This is a genomic window from Pseudonocardia broussonetiae (assembly GCF_013155125.1).
GTDB classification, from domain to species: domain Bacteria; phylum Actinomycetota; class Actinomycetes; order Mycobacteriales; family Pseudonocardiaceae; genus Pseudonocardia; species Pseudonocardia broussonetiae.
Genome location: NZ_CP053564.1, coordinates 2,474,595 through 2,491,911, shown reverse-complemented (window position 1 = coordinate 2,491,911; position 17,317 = coordinate 2,474,595). Strand labels below are relative to the sequence as shown.

Genomic DNA, 17,317 nt, shown 5'->3' with positions numbered 1-17,317 from the left:
GTTCTGCGCTGTGACCCGGACCCGCTCGTCGTCGCCCGCCGCGGTGCGCTCACAGCTCTCCGACCTGCGCGGCGGCAAGGACGCACTCGAACAGCTCTCCCGCCCGGGTCCGCTCACGGCGCTGCGCGGCGACCTCGGGATGGTCGGCATCCCGGGCGTCGTCTTCGCGCCGGAGGAGGGCCTCGGCCTGCCCGCCGTCGCGTTCGCGCACGACTGGCTGCAGCCCGCCGCCCGCTACGCCGACCTCCTGCGCCACCTCGCCACCTGGGGCATCGTCGCGGCCGCCCCGGGCAGTCACCAGGGCGCGCTGCCCAGCCACGCGGGCATGGCCGCCGACCTGCGCACCACGCTGGATGTCTGCGCGGGCGTCCGTTTGGGCGACGGGCGCATCAGCGTCGACGCCCGCCGCACCGCCTTCGCCGGGCACGGCATCGGCGGCGGGGTCGCCCTCCTCGCGGCCGTCGGGCACGAGCGCGCCCGCGCCGTCGTGACGATCGCGCTGGCGCAGACCCGCCCGTCGGCCCTGGAGGCCGCCCGGAAGGTCACCGTCCCGACCCTGCACCTCACCGCGGGCCGCGACACGGTCGCCCCCGCCGCGGGCCACGCGGAGCCGGTCTCGGCCTCCGCAGGCGGGCCGGTCGTGCTGCGCACGCTCAAGAAGGCCACCCACACCGGCTTCCTCGACGGCACCCACTGGAGCGACCTGCTGCTGTCCGGCAGCCCCGACGCGAAGACCCGCCGCCTCGCCCGCGGCCTGGTCACGGCGTTCCTGCTGCGCGAGCTGTCCGACGAGAACGGCCCGCTCGACGAGGTCGTGGTCGGCAAGGTGCCCGGCACCGAGGTCGTGTCCCGCTCCTGACCCGTCCCGTCCCGCACGGCGCGATGTGTCCCGCGTCGGCGCGCCGGCCACGGCCCGCTCCGACGATCGCCCGCCGCACCGTTCACTCCCGCACCCGCTCGCGCCGTCCGCGCACCCGGTGGCGCCGTCCCGACGTGCGCAGGACACCACCACGTGCGCAGTCAGCCGAAGCTCGAGCGGGCGCCTACCCGTCCTCCCCGAGCCGGGCCACGCTCATCCCCCGCTCCTCCTCGACCCGGCGGGCGGCGGTGCCGCCCAGGCGGGCACCGGCGCCGGCCCGCGCCGGCAGCGGCCCGCCGGCGTCCGAGGCCGTGACCGGCCCGCCGGCGGCCGACCCACCCGTGACCGGCCCACCCGTGACCGATCCGTCCGCCACCAGCCGCTCGGCCGCGGCCGCCACGACCCGGGCCGCGGCCAGCGCGGCGTCGAGCTCCCGGTCCAGCGCCCGGCGCACGAGACCGGCGCGCTCGGCCCAGGCGCGGCCGGCGTCGTCGAGCCAGTCGCCCTCGACGTCGGCGATCAGCCGACCGAGCGCGGGCAGGGCGTCCTGCATCCGGGCGGCGGCGACGGCGAGCACCCCGGCCGCGGCCGCCAGCGCCTCCTCCGCCCCGCCGCGCGGCTCGCCACCGTTCACGACGGCTCCGCCAGCGCGGCCCGGGCCTCGGCGTCGGCCGCCGCCGCGGCGTAGGCGGTGACGTGCAGGCCTGCGGTCAGGTCGGCCAGCTCGCGGCCGATCCGGTCGACGGCGGCCGCGGCGCGGTCGAGCTCGGCCAGCACGGCCGGCCCGTCGGGGGTCGCGGCCAGCGCCGCCCGCACCGGCCCGTCGACGACGGGCAGCGGCAGCAGCTCGGCGAGCAGCCCTGCCAGGCGCCGCCCGTGGGCGTGCAGGCGGTCGGGATCGAGGTGCAGGCCGGGCGACACCGCCCGATCCTCGCCCACGACCCGCCCGCGGCGGGGAGGAACCGGGGAAGCGCTCAGCGCGCCGCGGCCACGACCTCGGCGAGCCGGGCGGCGGTGCCGCGGGCCTGCTCCTCGGTCGGGGCCTCGACCATCACGCGCACCAGCTGCTCGGTGCCCGACGGGCGCAGCAGCACCCGGCCGGTGCCGCCGAGCTCCACCTGCGCGGCCTCCACGGCGTCGCGCACGGCGGCCGACTGCGCCACCGCCGCCTTGTCGACGACGGCGACGTTCTGCAGCACCTGCGGCAGCGCCGTCATGATCCCGGCCAGCTCGGCCAGCGACGATCCGGTCTCGGCCATCCGCGCCATGATCCGCAGTGCGGTGAGCAGGCCGTCGCCGGTGGTGGACCGGGCGGGCAGCACGACGTGGCCGGACTGCTCCCCGCCGAGGGTGAACCCGCCCGCGCGCAGCTCCTCGAGCACGTACCGGTCGCCGACCGCGGTGGTGCGCAGCGCGATCCCGGCCGCCTCCATCGCGAGGTGCAGCCCGAGGTTGCTCATGACGGTCGCGACGAGCGTGTCCTGCTCCAGCTCGCCCGCGTCGCGCATCGCCACGGCCAGCACGGCGAGGATGTGGTCGCCGTCGACGACCCGCCCCGCCGCGTCGACGGCCAGGCAGCGGTCGGCGTCGCCGTCGTGGGCGATGCCGAGGTCGGCGCCGTGCTCGCGGACCGCGGCCTGCAGCAGCTCGAGGTGGGTGGAGCCGACGCCGTCGTTGATGTTGAGGCCGTCGGGGTCGGCGTGCAGCGCGACCACGTCGGCGCCGGCGCGGCGGTAGGCGTCGGGGGCCACGGTGGACGCGGCCCCGTGCGCGCAGTCGACGACGACGCGGATCCCGGCGAGCGACGGGGTGCCCGCCAGCAGGTGCGCGGTGTAGCGCTCGGCGGCGTCGTCGAGGTCACGGACGCGGCCGATGGCCGCACCGGTGGGCCGCGGGCCGTCGGCACTCATGCCGTCCTCGACGGCGATCTCCAGCGCGTCGGCCAGCTTGTGCCCGCCGGAGGCGAAGAGCTTGATGCCGTTGTCGGGCATCGGGTTGTGCGAGGCGGAGATCATCACGCCCAGGTCGGCGCCCAGGACGTCGACGAGGTGCGCGACGGCCGGCGTCGGCAGCACGCCGACGCGGACGGCGTCGGCGCCCGCCGAGGTGAGCCCGGCCACCACCGCGGCCTCCAGCATCTCGCCGCTGGCCCGCGGGTCGCGGCCGACCACCGCGACCGGGCGGTGCGTCCGGTCGCGCTCGGCGAGCACACGCGCCGCGGAGGCGGACAGCGCAACGGCGAGCTCCGGGGTGAGGAGCTCGCCGTTGGCCAGTCCGCGAACGCCGTCGGTACCGAACAGACGTCGTTCGCCCATGTTCAGCGCTTGCTGTACTGGGGCGCCTTGCGGGCCTTCTTGAGGCCGTACTTCTTGCGCTCGATCACGCGCGGGTCGCGGGTGAGGAAGCCGGCCTTCTTGAGCGGCGGGCGGTCCTCGGAGTCGACCTCGATCAGCGCGCGGGCGATCGCCAGGCGCAGCGCGCCAGCCTGCCCGGAGATCCCGCCGCCGTGCAGGCGGGCGAAGATGTCGAAGCGCTCGGTCTTCTCGAGCAGCACGAGGGGCTCCCGGATCAGCTGCTGGTGCAGCTTGTTCGGGAAGTAGGTCTCGAGGCTCTTGCCGTTGAGCGTGAAGTTGCCGCTGCCGGGCATGAGGCGGACGCGGACGACGGCCTCCTTGCGGCGGCCGACGGTCTGCACCGGGCGGTCGGAGAACACGGCGTCCGGCACGTCGCTGGCCACGTCGACGTCGACGTCGGTGTCGTACTCGTCGTCGACGGCGTCGAGCTCGTCGGAGCTGGCCTCGGCCTCGACGGCCTCCGCGGGGACCTCGTCCTCGGCGGTGGCCTCGACCTCGGGCTCGGGGCTGGTCACGGGCTGTCCTTCTGTCGTGGGATCAGGAGTCACGGACTCGGGGGTGCTCACTGAGCGACCTGCGTGATCTCGAACGCGGCCGGCTGCTGCGCGGCGTGCGGGTGGCTCGGGCCGGCGTAGACCTTGAGCTTCTTGCCCATGGCGCGGCCGAGCTTGTTCTTGGGCAGCATGCCCTTGACGGCCTTCTCGACGAGGCGGTCGGGCTGCTTGTCGATCATCTCGCCGACGGACCGCTGGCGGAGACCGCCCGGGTAGCCGCTGTGGCGGTAGACGAACTTGTCGTCGCGCTTGTTGCCGGACACGGAGATCTTCTCGGCGTTCACGATGACGACGAAGTCACCGGTGTCCATGTGCGGCGCGTAGGTGGGCTTGTGCTTGCCGCGCAGGAGCGTGGCGGCATGCGTGGCGAGGCGGCCGAGCACCACGTCCGTAGCATCGATCACGTGCCAGGCGCGGGTGATATCGCCGGGCTTCGGGCTGTACGTGGACACGGACCTACCTCGTCGCTGTCTAGTGCTCGTCGAACTGCGGGCTCGGGAGCTGCCTCTGGTGCGTGTGGTGCGGAAAAGGGCACCGGGCCCCGGAGGCGGGGTGCACTCGTCGGAGCGCACGACCTCCCGCCGCACTATCGGTTGTCGAGGGTACCCGCCGGTCCGGAGGAGGGTCAAAACGCCCCCTCCGGACCGCTCCGCTCAGGTCCAGAGCGACCGGTTGCGGGCCTCGACCTGCTGGTAGTTCTCGTTCGCCGCACCCACCGCGCGGCCGATCCGGTCGAGCACCGCCGCGATGCCGACGGCGGCGTCGTCCCACTCCCGCTGCTTCTCCCGGTAGAACAGCGCGGCCTCGCCCTGCCAGGTCGCGGCCACCGGCCGCAGGCCCGCCTCCAGCTCCGCGAGCCGGTCGTGCATCCGCTTCGTCGTGGCCCGGATGTCCTCCTGCGCCGTCGCCAGCGCCCCGAACCCGACCTTGATCTCCGCCATGTCCCGCTCCCCCTCAGCCCAGTGCCGCGGTGATCGTCAACAGCTGTTCGCGCGAGGCGTCCTCGGACGCCTGGTAGCTCGTGCCCGAGGTGCGGATCGCCTCGCCGATCGCGCCGAGCGCCTCGCCGAGGCGCTGCGCGTCGGTGTCCCAGCGCGCCATCAGCGCCACGAACGCGCGGTAGCTGTCGCTCGACCACGACGACGCCAGCGGCGCGAGGCGGCCCTGCAGCGCCCGCAGGTCGGCCAGGACGGTGTCCCTCACCTCCATCGCCCGCGCGCCGGCGGCCATCATGTCCTCGGTCGAGGTGCCGAACCCGTCCATCGCACTCCTCCTCGTCCGGCGACCGCTCGTGGTCGCCCGCGTGGGGGAACCGTGCCAGCCGGGGCCCGCGTCCCGTGGCGTTTCCGGGCAGGAGTGTGCGGGTGCGAACGCCTCAGCCGCCGCGCAGCGTGCCCACCACGACCGCGCAGGCGGCCGCGACCGCCGCCGTGCCGGTCGGGGTGTGCCGGCAGCCGACGCTGAGCTGGGTGCCGCCGTCGAGCAGCACGTACCAGTCGACGACGGACGCCCCGGCGCGCTCCCGGTACGCCGTGACCGCGCGGCCGCCGAACCGCGCACGCGCGTCGTAGCCGGACAGGCCGGGCCCGGCCGCGTCGAACTCCGCCCGGAGCTCCGCAGCCGCCCGCGCCGGTTCCGCGGCGGCGTCGTAGCCCAGCGGGGTGGCCTCGACGGCGATCAGGTCGCTGCCCTCGGGCGCGGCCACCGGCGTCAGCAGGCTGCGGCGGCGCTCCGGCAGCCCACCGGTGTGCGCCCAGCCCTCGGGCAGCGCGAACCGGTAGCCGTACTGCGCGAGCACGCCGGCGGGCGGCGGCCCGGGAGCGGGCGCGAGGAGTCCGCCGAGCACGTGCAGCGCCCCCAGCGCGACGGCGGCCGCGCCCGCCGCGAGGACCGCCCGGCCCGCACGGCGCCTCCGCGGCGGTGGATCGGGCAGCCACCGCGGGCGGGCCGACGGGAGGACGGGACGCGAGCCGACCGGCCGGGCCAGGGCCGCCAGCACCGCCGCCGCCTCGGGCCGCGGGGCGACCACGACGTCGCGCAGCCCGGCGGCGTCCAGGTCCTCGGCGAGGTCCGGCGACCGCGCACCCCCGCCGACGAGCAGCACCGGGACGTCCGGCCGCCCGGCCACCGCGACGACGGCGCGCACCACCTCGGCCCGGCACGGCCGCAGCGCCGCCCGCACCTCGGCGGCGCGCACACCCCCGGCCACCTCCTGCAGCGAGAGCGACTCCCGCACCCGCCGGGCCCGCGGCCGGTCGCCGTCGCCGAGCAGCGCCGCCACGACCGCGTCCATCCGGTCGCCGCCGGCGGCCGAGCGCCGGGCCACCACCCGGCCGTCGCGGACGAGCGACACCTCCGTCGCGCCCGCCCCGGCGTCGACGACGACGACCTCCGAGCGGCCCGCCGCGGCCGCCCCGGCCCCGGTGACGACGACCTCGGCCGGGTCGACCAGCCCGCGCAGCAGCACCGGCAGCGCGACGCCCGGCTCCACCGGCACCTCGACGACCCGCGGCTCCCCGTCCGGACCCTCCCGCGCCACGCGCACGACCGACCGGCCGACCTGGACCGCCGCCCGACCCCGCACGGCGCTCACGGCCCGTCGACCGGCGGCACCCACGCCAGCTGCACCCGCCGCGCGCCGTGGCGCCGGTCGACGAACGTGCCGCGCCCGGGCGGCAGCGGCCCGGCCTTCACCGCCTCGACCAGTGCGCCCTCGTCGGGCCTCCCGTTCATCACCAGCCCGGGCGCCGACAGCTCGCGCAGCCGCCCGAGCACCGGGTCGAACAGCGCCCGCCCCGCACCGCCGCAGCGCCGCGCCACGACCAGGTGCAGCCCGACGTCCTTGGCCTGCGGCAGGAACTCCAGCAGCGGCAGCAGCGGGTGCGGGCCGCCGTGGCCGCCGCTGGGCGCGACGAGGTCGTAGTCGTCGACGAGCACGTACACCTCCGGCCCGGTCCACCAGCTGCGCTCGCGCAGCTCGCGGGCGGTGACGTCGGGTCCGGGCAGCCGGCGCCGCAGCGACGACGCCACCTCGGTGACGGCGTCGGCGGCCGCGCCGGGTGTGCTGGCGTGGCCGATCAGGTGAGTGTCGGGGACCGCGCCGAGCAGCGTGCGCCGGTAGTCGAGCACCACGATCCGGGCCTCGTCGGGCGTGGACCGCGCGACGATCCCGTGCGCGAGCAGCCGCAGCAGCGCGGTCTTGCCGCTCTCGGCGTCGGCGAAGCACAGCAGGTGCGGCTCGGCGGCGACGTCGAGCTGCACGAGCGCGAGCCGCTCCTCGTCGACGCCCAGCGGGATCCCGGTCGACCCGGGCTCGGGATCGGGCAGCCGGTCGTGGTCGAGCCGGTCGGGCAGCTGCCGGACCGGCGCGAACCCGTCCCCGGGCCGGGCCCGCGCCACGTCCGCGACCAGCGACGCCGTGTCGCCGCCGGTGAGCCGGGGCGCGGCCAGCACCATCGCGGCCCCGTCCGGGGCGAGGCCGTGACCGGGCCGGGCGGGCACCGACGCGGCCCGTCGCCGGTCGACCTCGGAGTCGGCGACGTCGCCCAGGCGCAGCTCCAGGCGGCTGCCGAACAGGTCCTTGAACGCCGGGCGCAGCTCGCTCCAGCGCCCCGCGGTGACCGCCAGGTGCACCCCGAACGACAGCCCCTGCGCCGCGACGGCGAGCAGCCGCGCCTCCAGGTCCTCGAAGTCCTGGCGCAGCGTGAGGTAGCCGTCGACGACCAGCAGCACGTCGGTGGCGGGCTCGGCCGCGAACTCCCCGGCCGCGCGGCGCGCCCGGAACGCCTCGATGCCGCTCACCCGCGCGTCGCGGAACAGCCGCTCGCGGCGGGTGAGCAGCGCGGCGACCTCCGCGACGGTGCGGCGCACCAGGTCGGGCTGCAGCCGGTCGGCGACCGTGCCGACGTGCGGCAGCCCGGCGAGCGGGGCGAGCGCGCCGCCGCCGAAGTCGAGCACGTGCACCCCCAGCTCGGCGGGCGTGTGCGTGAGCGCGAGCCCCAGCACGGCGGTGACCAGTGCCGTCGACTTCCCTGACCGCGGCCCGCCCACCACCGCCAGGTGCCCGGCGGCGCCGGAGACGTCGAGCAGCAGCGGCTCGCGGCACTGCTGGTAGGGCCGGTCGACGAGCGCGACGGGCACCCGCAGCGCTCCCCCGCGCCCGCCCGACGCCGCCAGCCCGCGCCCCGGGACCGCCCGCACGGCACCGACCAGCTCGTCGAGCGGCGGCGGGTCGCCCAGCGGCGGCAACCAGACCCGGTGCGCGGGCGGGCCGAGCCCGTCGAGGGCGGCGAGCACGGTCTCCAGCACGGTCGGTGCCTCGTCGGGCTCCGGCCCGGCGTCGGGCTCGGGCGGCGCGGGCACCGGGCGGACCTCGAACGCGTGCGCCCGGCGCGCGGCCCGTCCCCGGACGCGGCGCGGCACCTCGGCAGGCCCGGACACGTACGCGGCCCGGAACCGGACCAGCTCGCCGGTGCCGGTGGACAGGAACGCCGAGCCGGGCGCGGCCGGGAGCTGGTGCGCGTCCGGCACACCCAGCACCGCCCGCGACTCCGCCGCCGAGAACGTGCGCAGCGCGATCCGGTACGACAGGTGCGACTCCAGCCCGCGCAGCCGTCCCTCCTCCAGCCGCTGCGACGCGAGCAGCAGGTGCAGGCCCAGCGAGCGCCCGAGCCGCCCGATCGTGACCAGCAGCTCCAGCAGCTCGGGGCGCTGGGCGAGCAGCTCGGAGAACTCGTCGACGACGACGAGCAGCGCGGGCAGCGGCGGCAGGTCGGCCCCGGCGCGCCGCAGCGCCGCGTACTCGGTGACCCCGACGAGGTTGCCGGCGGCGCGCAGCAGCTCCTGGCGCCGGGTGACCTCCCCGGCCAGGGCGTCGGCCATGCGGTCGACCAGCGCCAGCTCGTCGGCGAGGTTGGTGATGACGGCCGACACGTGCGGCAGCGCGGAGAGCCCGAGGAACGTCGCCCCGCCCTTGAAGTCGACGAGCACCAGGTTGAGCTCCTCCGACGAGTGCGACGCGGCGAGGCCGAGCACGAGCGTCCGCAGCAGCTCGCTCTTCCCCGACCCCGTGGCGCCGATGCACAGCCCGTGCGGCCCGCTGCCGCCCTGCGCGGACTCCTTGAGGTCCAGGTGCAGCGGGCCACCGCCCTCGTCGAGGCCGATCGGCACGCGCAGGCGGTCGGTGTCGGTGCGGCGCCACCGCTGCCGCAGCGCGTCGACCCCGCCCGGCCCGGCGTCGAGGCCGAGCAGGGACGGCAGGCCCGCGGCCGGGCGGTCGCCGCTCGGGCTCACCGGACCGTCGGGCCGGTAGCGGGCCAGGCGCCGGGCCAGCGCGCGGGCCTCGGGCACCGTCATCCCGTCGGGCCGCCCGACCGGGTGGACACCGCCGTCGCCGGGCTCCTCGTCCTCGGTCTCCCCGTCCCCTCCGGCCCGCTCCAGCGAGCCGTCCCCGACCAGCAGCCGCACCACCGACGGTGCCGGCCGCCGCCCCGGCGGCGGTCCGACCCGCAGTACCGTCACCCCGGCCACCGCGGCCCACGGGCCGGGCCCGTCGGCCACCTCGTCGACGACGACGAGCAGGTGCGGCTCGCCCGCCCCCGGCCCCGCCGGACGCCCGGCCAGCTCGGCGACCCACCACCGGCGCACCTCGTCGGCGTCGCCGGTGAGCATGCGCAGCGGGCCGATCGCGTCGCGGCGGCGGGGGTGGGCGGTGTGCGGCAGCCACTTCGCCCAGTCCCACTCCGCGGCCAGTGCGGGCGGCGCGACGACGGCCAGCAGGGCGTCGGCCGGGCTGTGCCACAGCGCGTACCCGGCCACCACCGCGCGGGCCAGCGCGCGGGCGGGCCGCAGGTCCGCGGAGTGGGCCGGGGGCTCCAGCCAGACCGTCGAGCCCGCGCGCAGGGCGAGCGCCACCGGCAGGTCGGGCACGACGGCGTGCCCGCGCAGGAACCGGCGCAGCGCCAGCGCGGTGATCGGCTCGACGCCCTCGACCGGCCCGGTCCGCGGCGCGACGAGCCGCGTCGCGAGCCGCTGCGGGCCGCACCCGACGCGCACCCGCCCGAAGTCGGCGTCGGCGGGGCGGCGCTCCCACAGCCGGCCCGCCGCGAGCACCGCGGGCCACGCCGTGGCGTCGGGGTGGACGGTCTCCAGCCCCGCGCGCTGCGCGGCGGCGACGGTGCGGACGCGGCGGCGGAGCTGGGCGAGGTAGCGCAGGTAGTCGCGGCGGTCCTCGTCGACCGACGCCGAGCGGTCGCCCCCGCCGCGCCCGCCCGACCCGGCCAGCAGCATCCCCAGCGTCGAGACCATCATCATGCCGCCGAACAGCCACGACGTCGGGTTGCGGACGCCGAGCGCCGCCACGAACCCGACCGACGCCAGCAGCATCACGCCCGGCACCAGGCGGGCGACCATCCCGGCCGGCACCACCCGCTCCGGCTCCGGGGGCGGCTCCAGCACCAGCTCGCCGTCGGGGATGCGGGGCACCGCGCGCCGCGGCCGGACCAGCCCGATCGTGCCCACCCATTCACCTCCACGAGTTCTCCGGAACGCCCACGGGACGGCCGGGCGCGGGGGATGGTAGGCAGCCGCGCCCGTCCGGCGGGGCGGTTCGGAGGAAGTCGTCGGAGGAGGTCGAGGTCCCCATGTCCGTCGTCCGACCGGTGGCCGAGCCGGCGCCGCCCGCCTACACCCGGCTCACGGTCCTGGCCCCGCGCACCCGCGTCGACGTCGCGCTCCCGGCCGACGTGCCGGTGGGCGAGCTGGTGCCGATGGTGCTGGAGCTGGTGGGCGAGCCGGGCCCGGGACGGCGCCTGCTGCCGTGGCGACTCACCGGCGTCACGGGCGGCCCGCTCCACCCGGCGGCCACCCTCGACGAGCTCGGCGTGCTCGACGGCGAGCTGCTGCGGCTCGGCCCCGACGGTGCGCCCCCGCCGCCCCCGGTGTTCGACGACCCGGTCGACGCGCTGGCGGCGTCCGCGGGCGACGCGCAGCGCCCCCTCCCCGACGCCCGCCCGGCCGTCGCCGTCGTCCTGGCCTGCCTCGCCGCCGCCCTGCTCGCGACGGTGCCGGCGGGGCCGTGGGGTGTCGCGGCAGCGGTGCTGGGCGGGCTCGGCGCGGTCGCGGCGCTGGCGCGGACGGCCCGCACCGACCGCGGCGCGCTCGTCGCCGTCGCGCTGGCCGCGGGCGCCGGGGCGGCGGCGTCCGGGCCGGGCGCCGCGCAGGTGCTGCTCGGCGTCACCGCCGCGGGGGTCGTCGCGGCGGTGGCGCAGGCGCTGCGGCGGGCCGTCGACCCGGTGCTGGTCGGGATCGTGGTCGTGGCCGTGCCGACGGCGCTCGCGGCGCTCCTGCACCTGCGCCTCGGCGCGTCCCCGGCCGCGCTCGCGGCGGGCACCGGAGCCCTCGCGCTGCTGGCCGGGCCGCTGCTCCCCCGCGCCGCGCTGCGCCTCGCGGCCCTGCCCGCCCCGGTGGTCCCCACCGACGCGGGCGAGCTCGCCGCCGACGACGGGCCCCTGCCGCCCGCCGAGCTCGCGGAGCGCGCCGCGCTCGCCCGCGCGCACCTCGCCGGGCTGGTGGGCGGCTGCGGGGTCCTGGCCGCGGCCTCGGTGGGCCCGGCGGCCGCGGCCGGGAGCGGGGCCGGCACCGCGCTCGCCGCGGTCGTCGTGGCCGTGCTGGGGCTGCGCGCGCGGGGCTTCGCCGACGCCGCGCCCGCCCGCTCCCTGCTCGGCTGCGCCGTGGCGGGCGGGGCGGCGCTGGCCGTCGCCGTCGCGCTGGGCTCCGACGGTCCCGGGCGGCTGCTGGTCGCCGGGCTCGTCATGGCCGCGGTCGCGGTCGTCGCGGGTCCGGAGCGGCCGCCGGCCTCGCCGGTCGCGCGGCGGGCCGTCGACGTGCTGGAGGGGGTGCTCGTCGCGTCCGCGGTGCCGCTGGCGCTCGCGGCCACGGGGCTGTTCGCGCTGGTCCGGGCACTGTGAGGAGTCTGCGCACCGCCGCCGGACTCGCGGCGCTGGCCCTCGCCGCCCTGCTCGCGGCGGCGCCGTCCGCGCACGCCACGGCGGCGCCGTCCGCGCACGCCGCGACCTCGGTGGACGACGACAACGTCCCCGCCCCACCGCCACTGCGCGCGAGCGCCCCCGCGGGCGACGCGCCCGGACCCGCCCCCGGCCTGCGCGCCCCGCGCTCGTGCGCGCCGCTACCGATGGGCACCGCCGTCGCACCCGACCCGCCGCCCGGCCGCCGCCTGCGCCTGTCCGACGCCCACCGCCTCGCCACCGGAGCGGGCGTCCTCGTCGCCGTGATCGACACCGGCGTGGCGCCGCACCCGCGGCTCGCCGGGCGGCTGCGCGGTGGCGGCGACTTCCTCACCGGCGGCGGCCCCGGCGCCGGCCTCGACGACTGCGACGGCCACGGCACCGCCGTCGCCGGCCTCATCGCGGCCGCCCCCTCGCCCGGCGACGAGGTCGTCGGCGTCGCCCCGGGCGCCACGCTCCTCTCCGTCCGCCAGGCCGGCCCGTCGTTCTCGGTGCCCGGTCCCGACGGGCGGGAACGCCCGGCGGGCGACCTCGCGACACTGGCCGAGGCCGTCGTGCTGGCCGTGCGGTCGGGGGCCGACGTCGTCAACGTCTCGGAGGCGGTGTGCCTCCCGCCCGAGCGGGCGGCCGCCGGGGGCGCGCGGCTGCAGGCGGCCCTGCGCCTCGCCGTCGACGCCGACGTCGTGGTCGTCGCCGCGGCGGGCAACGCGGGCGTCGGGGGGTGCGGGGACGAGCCGGGGCAGGTGTCGCTGCCCGGCTGGTACGACGAGGTGGTGGCGGTCGGCTCCACCGGGCCTGACGACGCCGCGGCGGGCTTCACGGTCGCCGGCCGCTGGGTCGACCTCGCCGCCCCCGGCACCGGCGCGCGCTCGCTCGCGGTCGGCGGCGGGCTCACCGCGGACCCCCTCGCGGGCAGCAGTTCCTCCGCCGCGCTGGTGTCCGGGCTGGCCGCGCTGGTGCGCGAGCACTTCCCGGAGCTGACCGCGGCGCAGGTCGTCGACCGGATCCGGGCCACGGCCCGCCGCCCCGCCGGTGGGCGCGACGACGCGCTCGGCGCCGGCGCGGTCGACCCGGTCGCCGCGCTCACCGCCGAACCCGCCGTCCTGGGTGTCCCGGACGCTCCCGCCGGCACCGGCGCGCTCGTCGGCACCGCGCCCCGAGCGCTCCCGCCCGCTCCGCCGCTCGACCTGGCCGCCGTCGTCGGGCTGCTCGGCGCCGCCTCCGCCCTGGCCGCACGGCTGCGCGGGCGCGACGCCGACCGGGCCGGGGTCAGCCCGGCAGCACGTCCACCGTCCGCTCCGCCGCGCTGACGTCGAGCGTCCCGCCGACGGGCAGCAGCCGCAGCGCCCACTCCGGCGCCGGCTCCGCCGCCCTGATGCCGAGCGCGTGCGCCGTCGGCTCGTCCGCCACCCCGTAGGCGACGCCGGTGGCCGCGACGAGCCACAGCGGCCCCGCCCCGGGCGCGCGTCCCGGCCCGGTGGCCCGCACGGCCCCGCCGCCCGCGGGCACCAGCACCACCGCGTCGGCCCGCTCGCCCGGCCCGTCGGCCTGCGCCAGGTCGACGCCCGCCGCGGCCGCCGGCACCGGCAGCGCCGGCCCCACGACGCTCGCCGTACCGTCCGCGTCCGACCACATCACGCACACGACGGGCGCGTCCGACGGCGGCGTCACCGCATCCGGCCACCCGACGACGTCGAGCGCGACGAGCGGCCGCAGCCGCGCCACCACGTCCGGCCCGACCTCCCGCGCCACCGCGCCCGCGGCCCGCAGCGCCTCCGCCACGGCCGCCGGGACCTGCTGCGCACCCCCGGCCAGCAGCACGTGGAACGTCGGCGCGGCGCCGCCGAGCGGGGCCACGACCAGCACGTCCCCCACCTCGCCCACCCCGTCCGGGCCGGACGCCCCGGCGTCGGGGACGCGCGGGGTGCGCAGCGGCACCCCCTCGGGCAGCGCGTTCACCAGCGCCGCCGACGCGAGGCGCGGCTCCCGCCCGTCCAGCCCCAGCGCACCCGTGGCGGCGCGGTCGGCCGGGTCGACGCGGTGCCGCCGGCCGCCGACCACGAGCCAGGTGCCACCGCCCTCCACGGCGAGCAGGACCGGCGCCGCATCCCCGACGATCGGCGCCGTCCCGCCGACCACCACCGTCCGGAAGGATCCGGTTTCCGCATCGGTGACGTCGCACACCGCCCACCGCGGCGCCACCACCGCCCCGCCCAGGCGCACGGCCGTGGCCCCGGGTACGGCGGCGGTGGGGGTGCGCGGCGCGGCGTCGAGGTCGGCGTCGGCCACGAGCACCGGCTCGGCGGTCGCCGGGTCGGCCCCGGTCGCCCCGCCTCGGCGCAGCGCCGCGAGCACGAGCCGCCCGGCGGGCAGGTTCGCGACCGGCACGAGCCGGTCGGGCCCGTGCGCCACCACGTACATCGCCCCGGACTCCGCCCCGACGACGACGGCCTGCGCCGACCACCCCGGCCGCGGGTCGATCTTCGCCCAGACGAACGCGCCGACCAGCGCCAGCACCCCCAGGACGGCCCCGGCCACCGCGGCCCGGCGCTGGGTGCGCAGCTGCTCGTGCAGCGGCACCGGATCGCCGCGGACCAGCGCGGACTCCAGGCGCCGCACCCCGAACCGGTGGGCGTCGGCCTGGTCGCGGGTGGCGGGCGTCCGCATCCGCGGACGCTAACCCCCGGCGCCCACCCGTCGTGGGCGTTCGGGAGAACTCAGCCGACCGAGATCGCGTCGAGGCGCTCCCGCAGGAACGGCGCCGACACCACCGGCTCCAGGTCGGCGCGCCGCCCGATCGGCGGCGCGAGCGGGGTCACGAGCGCGTCGTGGTCGAGCTCGAAGAAGAACACGAGCGAGATCAGCTCCTCGTGCGGCGAGCCCGGCTGCGGCGGCAGCACGCGGTGCCGCCCGGAGCGCCAGCGCATCCCCGTCCAGTGGGCGAGCAGGTCGCCGACGTTGACGGTGAGCGCGTCCGGGTCGTACGGCGCGTCCTCCCAGCCCCCGGCGTCGCTGTGCACCTGCAGGCCGCCCGCCCCGGGCTCACGGTCGAGCACGGTGACGGTGCCGAAGTCGGTGTGCGGGCCGATGCGGAACTGCCCCGGCGCGGGCTCGCCCACCTCGGTCAGCGGCGGGTAGCGGTTGATGTTGAACGTCCAGGTCGGGGTGGTCGTCGTCAGCGGCGCCACACCGAGCGCGGTCCCGCACAGCTCGAGGAGCCGGCCCGAGACGGCCGTCATCTCCGCCAGGTACCGCGTGGCCACCTCGTGCAGCTCCGGCACCTCGGCGGGCCACACGTTGGGCGGGAACCACACCGCGTCGACGTCCCGGTCGCCGGTCGTGGTGTCCGGCCCGATCGCGAACGACTCCTTGAGGTCCGGCGGGTGCTCCTGCCCGTCGGAGCCCGGGCCCTCGACGGCCCCGTTCGCCTCGACGCCCGGCGGCAGCCACCCGCGCCCGCCGACGCCCACCGCGTACGCCTGCTTCACCGACGCCGGCAGCGCGAAGAACCGCCGCGCGGCCGCCCGCAGCTCGGCGCGCAGCGCCGCGTCGACCCCGTGCCCGGTGACCAGCAGGAACCCGGCCTCCTGCAGCCCGGCGTCGACGGCGGCCGGGTCGGGGTCGCGCAGGTCGACGGTCGCGATCACGGGACCTCCCCGATGTCCTCGAACCACAGGTCCGGCCGGGCGGCGATGAAGTCGGTCATCAGGCCGACGCACCGCTCGTCGGAGAGCACCGTGACGTCGACGCCGTGCTCGGCGAGCCAGTCGTGCCCGCCGGAGAACGTCTGCGCCTCCCCGACGACGACGGCGCCGATCCCGAACTGGCGCACCAGCCCGGAGCAGTACCAGCACGGCGACAGGGTCGTCACCATGATCGTCGTGCGGTAGTCGCGCTGCCGCCCGGCCGCCTTGAAGGCGGCGGTCTCGGCGTGCATCGACGGGTCGCCGTCCTGGACGCGGCGGTTGTGGCCGCGGCCGAGCAGCGTGCCGTCGCCCGCGAACAGGGCGGCGCCGATCGGGATCCCGCCCTCCGCGAGCCCGGCCCGGGCCTCCTCGACGGCGACGTCCAGCATCTCGGGGTTCACCGGGCCATGCTCCGGCGGAACAGCACCGCGTACAAGCCCGCCGACAGCGCGAAGCCGACGAGGAACGTGATGTCGCCGATCCCGGGCGCCACCGACGGCACCAGCCCGACGAACAGCTCCTGGTTGGAGAACAGCCCCACCGACACGACGATGCCGGCGACCAGCGCGATCACCCCGGCCGGGTTGCGGTAGGAGCGGTCGTAGAACAGCTCGGTCGGCACGGCGCCGCGGCGCAGGTACTGGTCGGTGAGCACGACGCCGAGCCACGGTCCGATCCAGTAGACGATCACGAGCAGGAAGGCCTCGTACCCGGCCGCGGCGTCACCGAGGGCGACCAGCGCGATGACGAAGCCGACCACCCCGAACGCCACCGCGACGACGGCCCGGGCCCGCTCCAGCTTGATGGGGAAGCCCATCGACAGGAACGCCATCGCGCCGGAGTAGACGTTGAGGACGTTCGCGGCCACCGCGCCGAGCGCGATCGCCAGCAGCGTCAGCCCGGCCAGGAAGCCGGGCAGGACGCCGACGTAGGCGCTGGTCGGGTTCTCCGAGACGCTGCCGACCGCGGCCGCCGCGCTCACCGACGCCGCGCCGACGACCATCAGCAGCGAGGTCGACGCGAACAGCCCGCCGCCCGCGGCGAGCCCGACGCGCCGGCGCGGGCTGTCGGCGGGGAGGTAGCGCGCGTAGTCGGCGGCGTACGGGCTCCAGCCCGCGGTGTAGCCGAAGACCGCGCCGAGCATCAGCAGGAATCCGCCGATCCCGCCGGTGCCGCCGTCGACGGGCACGAACGACGGGTCCGACGACGCCAGCACGATCACCGCGCCGATCCCCAGCACCACCGCGAGCACGGGGAACGCGACGCGCTCGAACGCCTGCACCAGGTTGTGCCCGAAGAACGCGACGCCGACCTGCACCAGCACGACGACGACCAGCCAGAACGGCGCGGGCAGCCCGGTCAGCGAGTTGAGCGCGAAGGAGGCGCTGACGCTGTTGACCGCGAACCAGCCGAAGCCCGACGTGATCGTCATCAGCCCGGCGGGGAGCACGTTGCCGCGGTAGCCGAACGCGAGCCGGCCCAGCACCATCTGCGGCACGCCGGCCGACGGGGCCCGTGCCGAGAGCACGCCGTGCGCGATCCCGGCCATGCCGTTGCCGAGCAGGATCGCGGCGACGGCCTGGCCGAACGTCAGCCCGAACACCTGCACCGACAGCACGCCGACGAAGATCGTCGCGAACTCGAGGTTGGGCGAGGTCCAGGTCCAGAACAGCTGCCGCGGCCGGCCGTGGCGCTCGGCGTCGGCGACGGGGCCGTTGCTCCCCGGCTCCACGGCGACGATCTTCGCGCCGTAGACGGGGGCGGTGCCGGACCGGGCGGTCTCGGCGTGGGCGGCGTCGGGCGTCGGCTCGGCGGTCATGGGTCCTCCCGCACTCGGTGG

The 17,317-nt window shown here is 78.1% G+C and carries 16 protein-coding genes; 3 read left to right on the top strand and 13 right to left on the bottom strand.

All coding sequences use genetic code 11. The features are described 5' to 3' along the window. Nucleotides 1-10: 10 nt before the first annotated feature. On the top strand, nt 11-859 hold the full coding sequence (locus HOP40_RS12405; protein WP_240157638.1) for a dienelactone hydrolase family protein: 849 nt from the start codon (nt 11-13) through the stop codon (nt 857-859). A gap of 184 nt (nt 860-1,043) precedes the next feature. On the opposite strand, the gene HOP40_RS12400 is transcribed toward HOP40_RS12405, so the two are convergent. From HOP40_RS12400 to eccCa, 9 genes are all read right to left on the bottom strand, one after another. After that, nucleotides 1,044-1,493, bottom strand: coding sequence for a hypothetical protein (locus tag HOP40_RS12400; RefSeq protein ID WP_172157852.1), 450 nt, complete (start codon nt 1,491-1,493; stop codon nt 1,044-1,046). Then, nucleotides 1,490-1,780 (bottom strand): hypothetical protein, encoded by a 291-nt coding sequence (locus HOP40_RS12395; protein WP_172157850.1) that lies wholly within the window; start codon nt 1,778-1,780, stop codon nt 1,490-1,492. Before HOP40_RS12395 ends, HOP40_RS12400 begins: the two co-directional genes overlap by 4 nt. A gap of 53 nt (nt 1,781-1,833) precedes the next feature. Continuing rightward, nucleotides 1,834-3,174 (bottom strand): phosphoglucosamine mutase, encoded by a 1,341-nt coding sequence (glmM, locus tag HOP40_RS12390; RefSeq protein ID WP_172157848.1) that lies wholly within the window; start codon nt 3,172-3,174, stop codon nt 1,834-1,836. A 2-nt stretch (nt 3,175-3,176) separates the two neighbouring features. Beyond that, nucleotides 3,177-3,728, bottom strand: a complete 552-nt coding sequence (rpsI, locus tag HOP40_RS12385; RefSeq protein ID WP_240157637.1) for a 30S ribosomal protein S9 — start codon at nt 3,726-3,728, stop codon at nt 3,177-3,179. A 47-nt stretch (nt 3,729-3,775) separates the two neighbouring features. After that, nucleotides 3,776-4,219, bottom strand: coding sequence for a 50S ribosomal protein L13 (gene rplM / locus HOP40_RS12380; protein ID WP_172157846.1), 444 nt, complete (start codon nt 4,217-4,219; stop codon nt 3,776-3,778). Between the two features lie 201 nt (nt 4,220-4,420). Further along, the gene (locus tag HOP40_RS12375; RefSeq protein ID WP_172157844.1) at nt 4,421-4,708 is read right to left on the bottom strand and encodes a WXG100 family type VII secretion target; all 288 of its coding nucleotides are present in this window, start codon (nt 4,706-4,708) and stop codon (nt 4,421-4,423) included. Between the two features lie 13 nt (nt 4,709-4,721). Continuing rightward, entirely contained in the window at nt 4,722-5,030 is a 309-nt protein-coding gene (locus HOP40_RS12370; protein WP_172157842.1) for a WXG100 family type VII secretion target, read from the bottom strand. A gap of 112 nt (nt 5,031-5,142) precedes the next feature. Further along, nucleotides 5,143-6,360, bottom strand: coding sequence for a type VII secretion-associated protein (locus HOP40_RS12365; protein WP_172157840.1), 1,218 nt, complete (start codon nt 6,358-6,360; stop codon nt 5,143-5,145). After that, a complete protein-coding gene (eccCa, locus tag HOP40_RS12360; RefSeq protein ID WP_172157838.1) occupies nt 6,357-10,286 on the bottom strand; it encodes a type VII secretion protein EccCa in 3,930 nt (1,309 codons plus the stop codon). Before eccCa ends, HOP40_RS12365 begins: the two co-directional genes overlap by 4 nt. 122 nt (nt 10,287-10,408) lie before the next feature. Here eccCa and eccD point away from each other — a divergent pair, with 122 nt between their 5' ends. Together eccD and mycP are read left to right on the top strand one after the other, a co-directional pair. Next, complete coding sequence (gene eccD / locus HOP40_RS12355; protein WP_172157836.1) at nt 10,409-11,734, top strand: type VII secretion integral membrane protein EccD; 1,326 nt, start codon at nt 10,409-10,411, stop codon at nt 11,732-11,734. Continuing rightward, entirely contained in the window at nt 11,731-13,101 is a 1,371-nt protein-coding gene (gene mycP / locus HOP40_RS12350) for a type VII secretion-associated serine protease mycosin (RefSeq protein ID WP_172157834.1), read from the top strand. Before eccD ends, mycP begins: the two co-directional genes overlap by 4 nt. Here the strand turns inward: mycP and eccB are convergent. The 4 genes from eccB to HOP40_RS12330 are packed head-to-tail and all read right to left on the bottom strand — an operon-like array spanning nt 13,061 to nt 17,296. Further along, the gene (gene eccB, locus HOP40_RS12345; RefSeq protein ID WP_172157832.1) at nt 13,061-14,458 is read right to left on the bottom strand and encodes a type VII secretion protein EccB; all 1,398 of its coding nucleotides are present in this window, start codon (nt 14,456-14,458) and stop codon (nt 13,061-13,063) included. The genes mycP and eccB overlap by 41 nt on opposite strands. A 50-nt stretch (nt 14,459-14,508) precedes the next feature. Further along, nucleotides 14,509-15,438: an isopenicillin N synthase family dioxygenase gene (locus HOP40_RS12340; RefSeq protein WP_240157636.1), complete on the bottom strand. Its 930-nt coding sequence runs from the start codon at nt 15,436-15,438 to the stop codon at nt 14,509-14,511. Continuing rightward, the gene (locus tag HOP40_RS12335) at nt 15,435-15,866 is read right to left on the bottom strand and encodes a nucleoside deaminase (RefSeq protein ID WP_172168255.1); all 432 of its coding nucleotides are present in this window, start codon (nt 15,864-15,866) and stop codon (nt 15,435-15,437) included. Before HOP40_RS12335 ends, HOP40_RS12340 begins: the two co-directional genes overlap by 4 nt. A gap of 8 nt (nt 15,867-15,874) precedes the next feature. Continuing rightward, nucleotides 15,875-17,296 carry a purine-cytosine permease family protein gene (locus HOP40_RS12330; protein ID WP_172157828.1) on the bottom strand — a complete coding sequence of 474 codons (1,422 nt, stop codon included), beginning with the start codon at nt 17,294-17,296 and terminating at the stop codon, nt 15,875-15,877. Nucleotides 17,297-17,317 lie beyond the last annotated feature (21 nt).

Coding starts and splice junctions, on each gene's coding strand:
- eccB (WP_172157832.1), bottom strand. CDS start 14,458: ATGCGGACGCCCGCCACCCGCGACCAGGCCGACGCCCACCGGTTCGGG.
- eccD (WP_172157836.1), top strand. CDS start 10,409: ATGTCCGTCGTCCGACCGGTGGCCGAGCCGGCGCCGCCCGCCTACACC.
- HOP40_RS12375 (WP_172157844.1), bottom strand. CDS start 4,708: ATGGCGGAGATCAAGGTCGGGTTCGGGGCGCTGGCGACGGCGCAGGAG.
- HOP40_RS12330 (WP_172157828.1), bottom strand. CDS start 17,296: ATGACCGCCGAGCCGACGCCCGACGCCGCCCACGCCGAGACCGCCCGG.
- HOP40_RS12335 (WP_172168255.1), bottom strand. CDS start 15,866: ATGCTGGACGTCGCCGTCGAGGAGGCCCGGGCCGGGCTCGCGGAGGGC.
- HOP40_RS12370 (WP_172157842.1), bottom strand. CDS start 5,030: ATGGACGGGTTCGGCACCTCGACCGAGGACATGATGGCCGCCGGCGCG.
- glmM (WP_172157848.1), bottom strand. CDS start 3,174: ATGGGCGAACGACGTCTGTTCGGTACCGACGGCGTTCGCGGACTGGCC.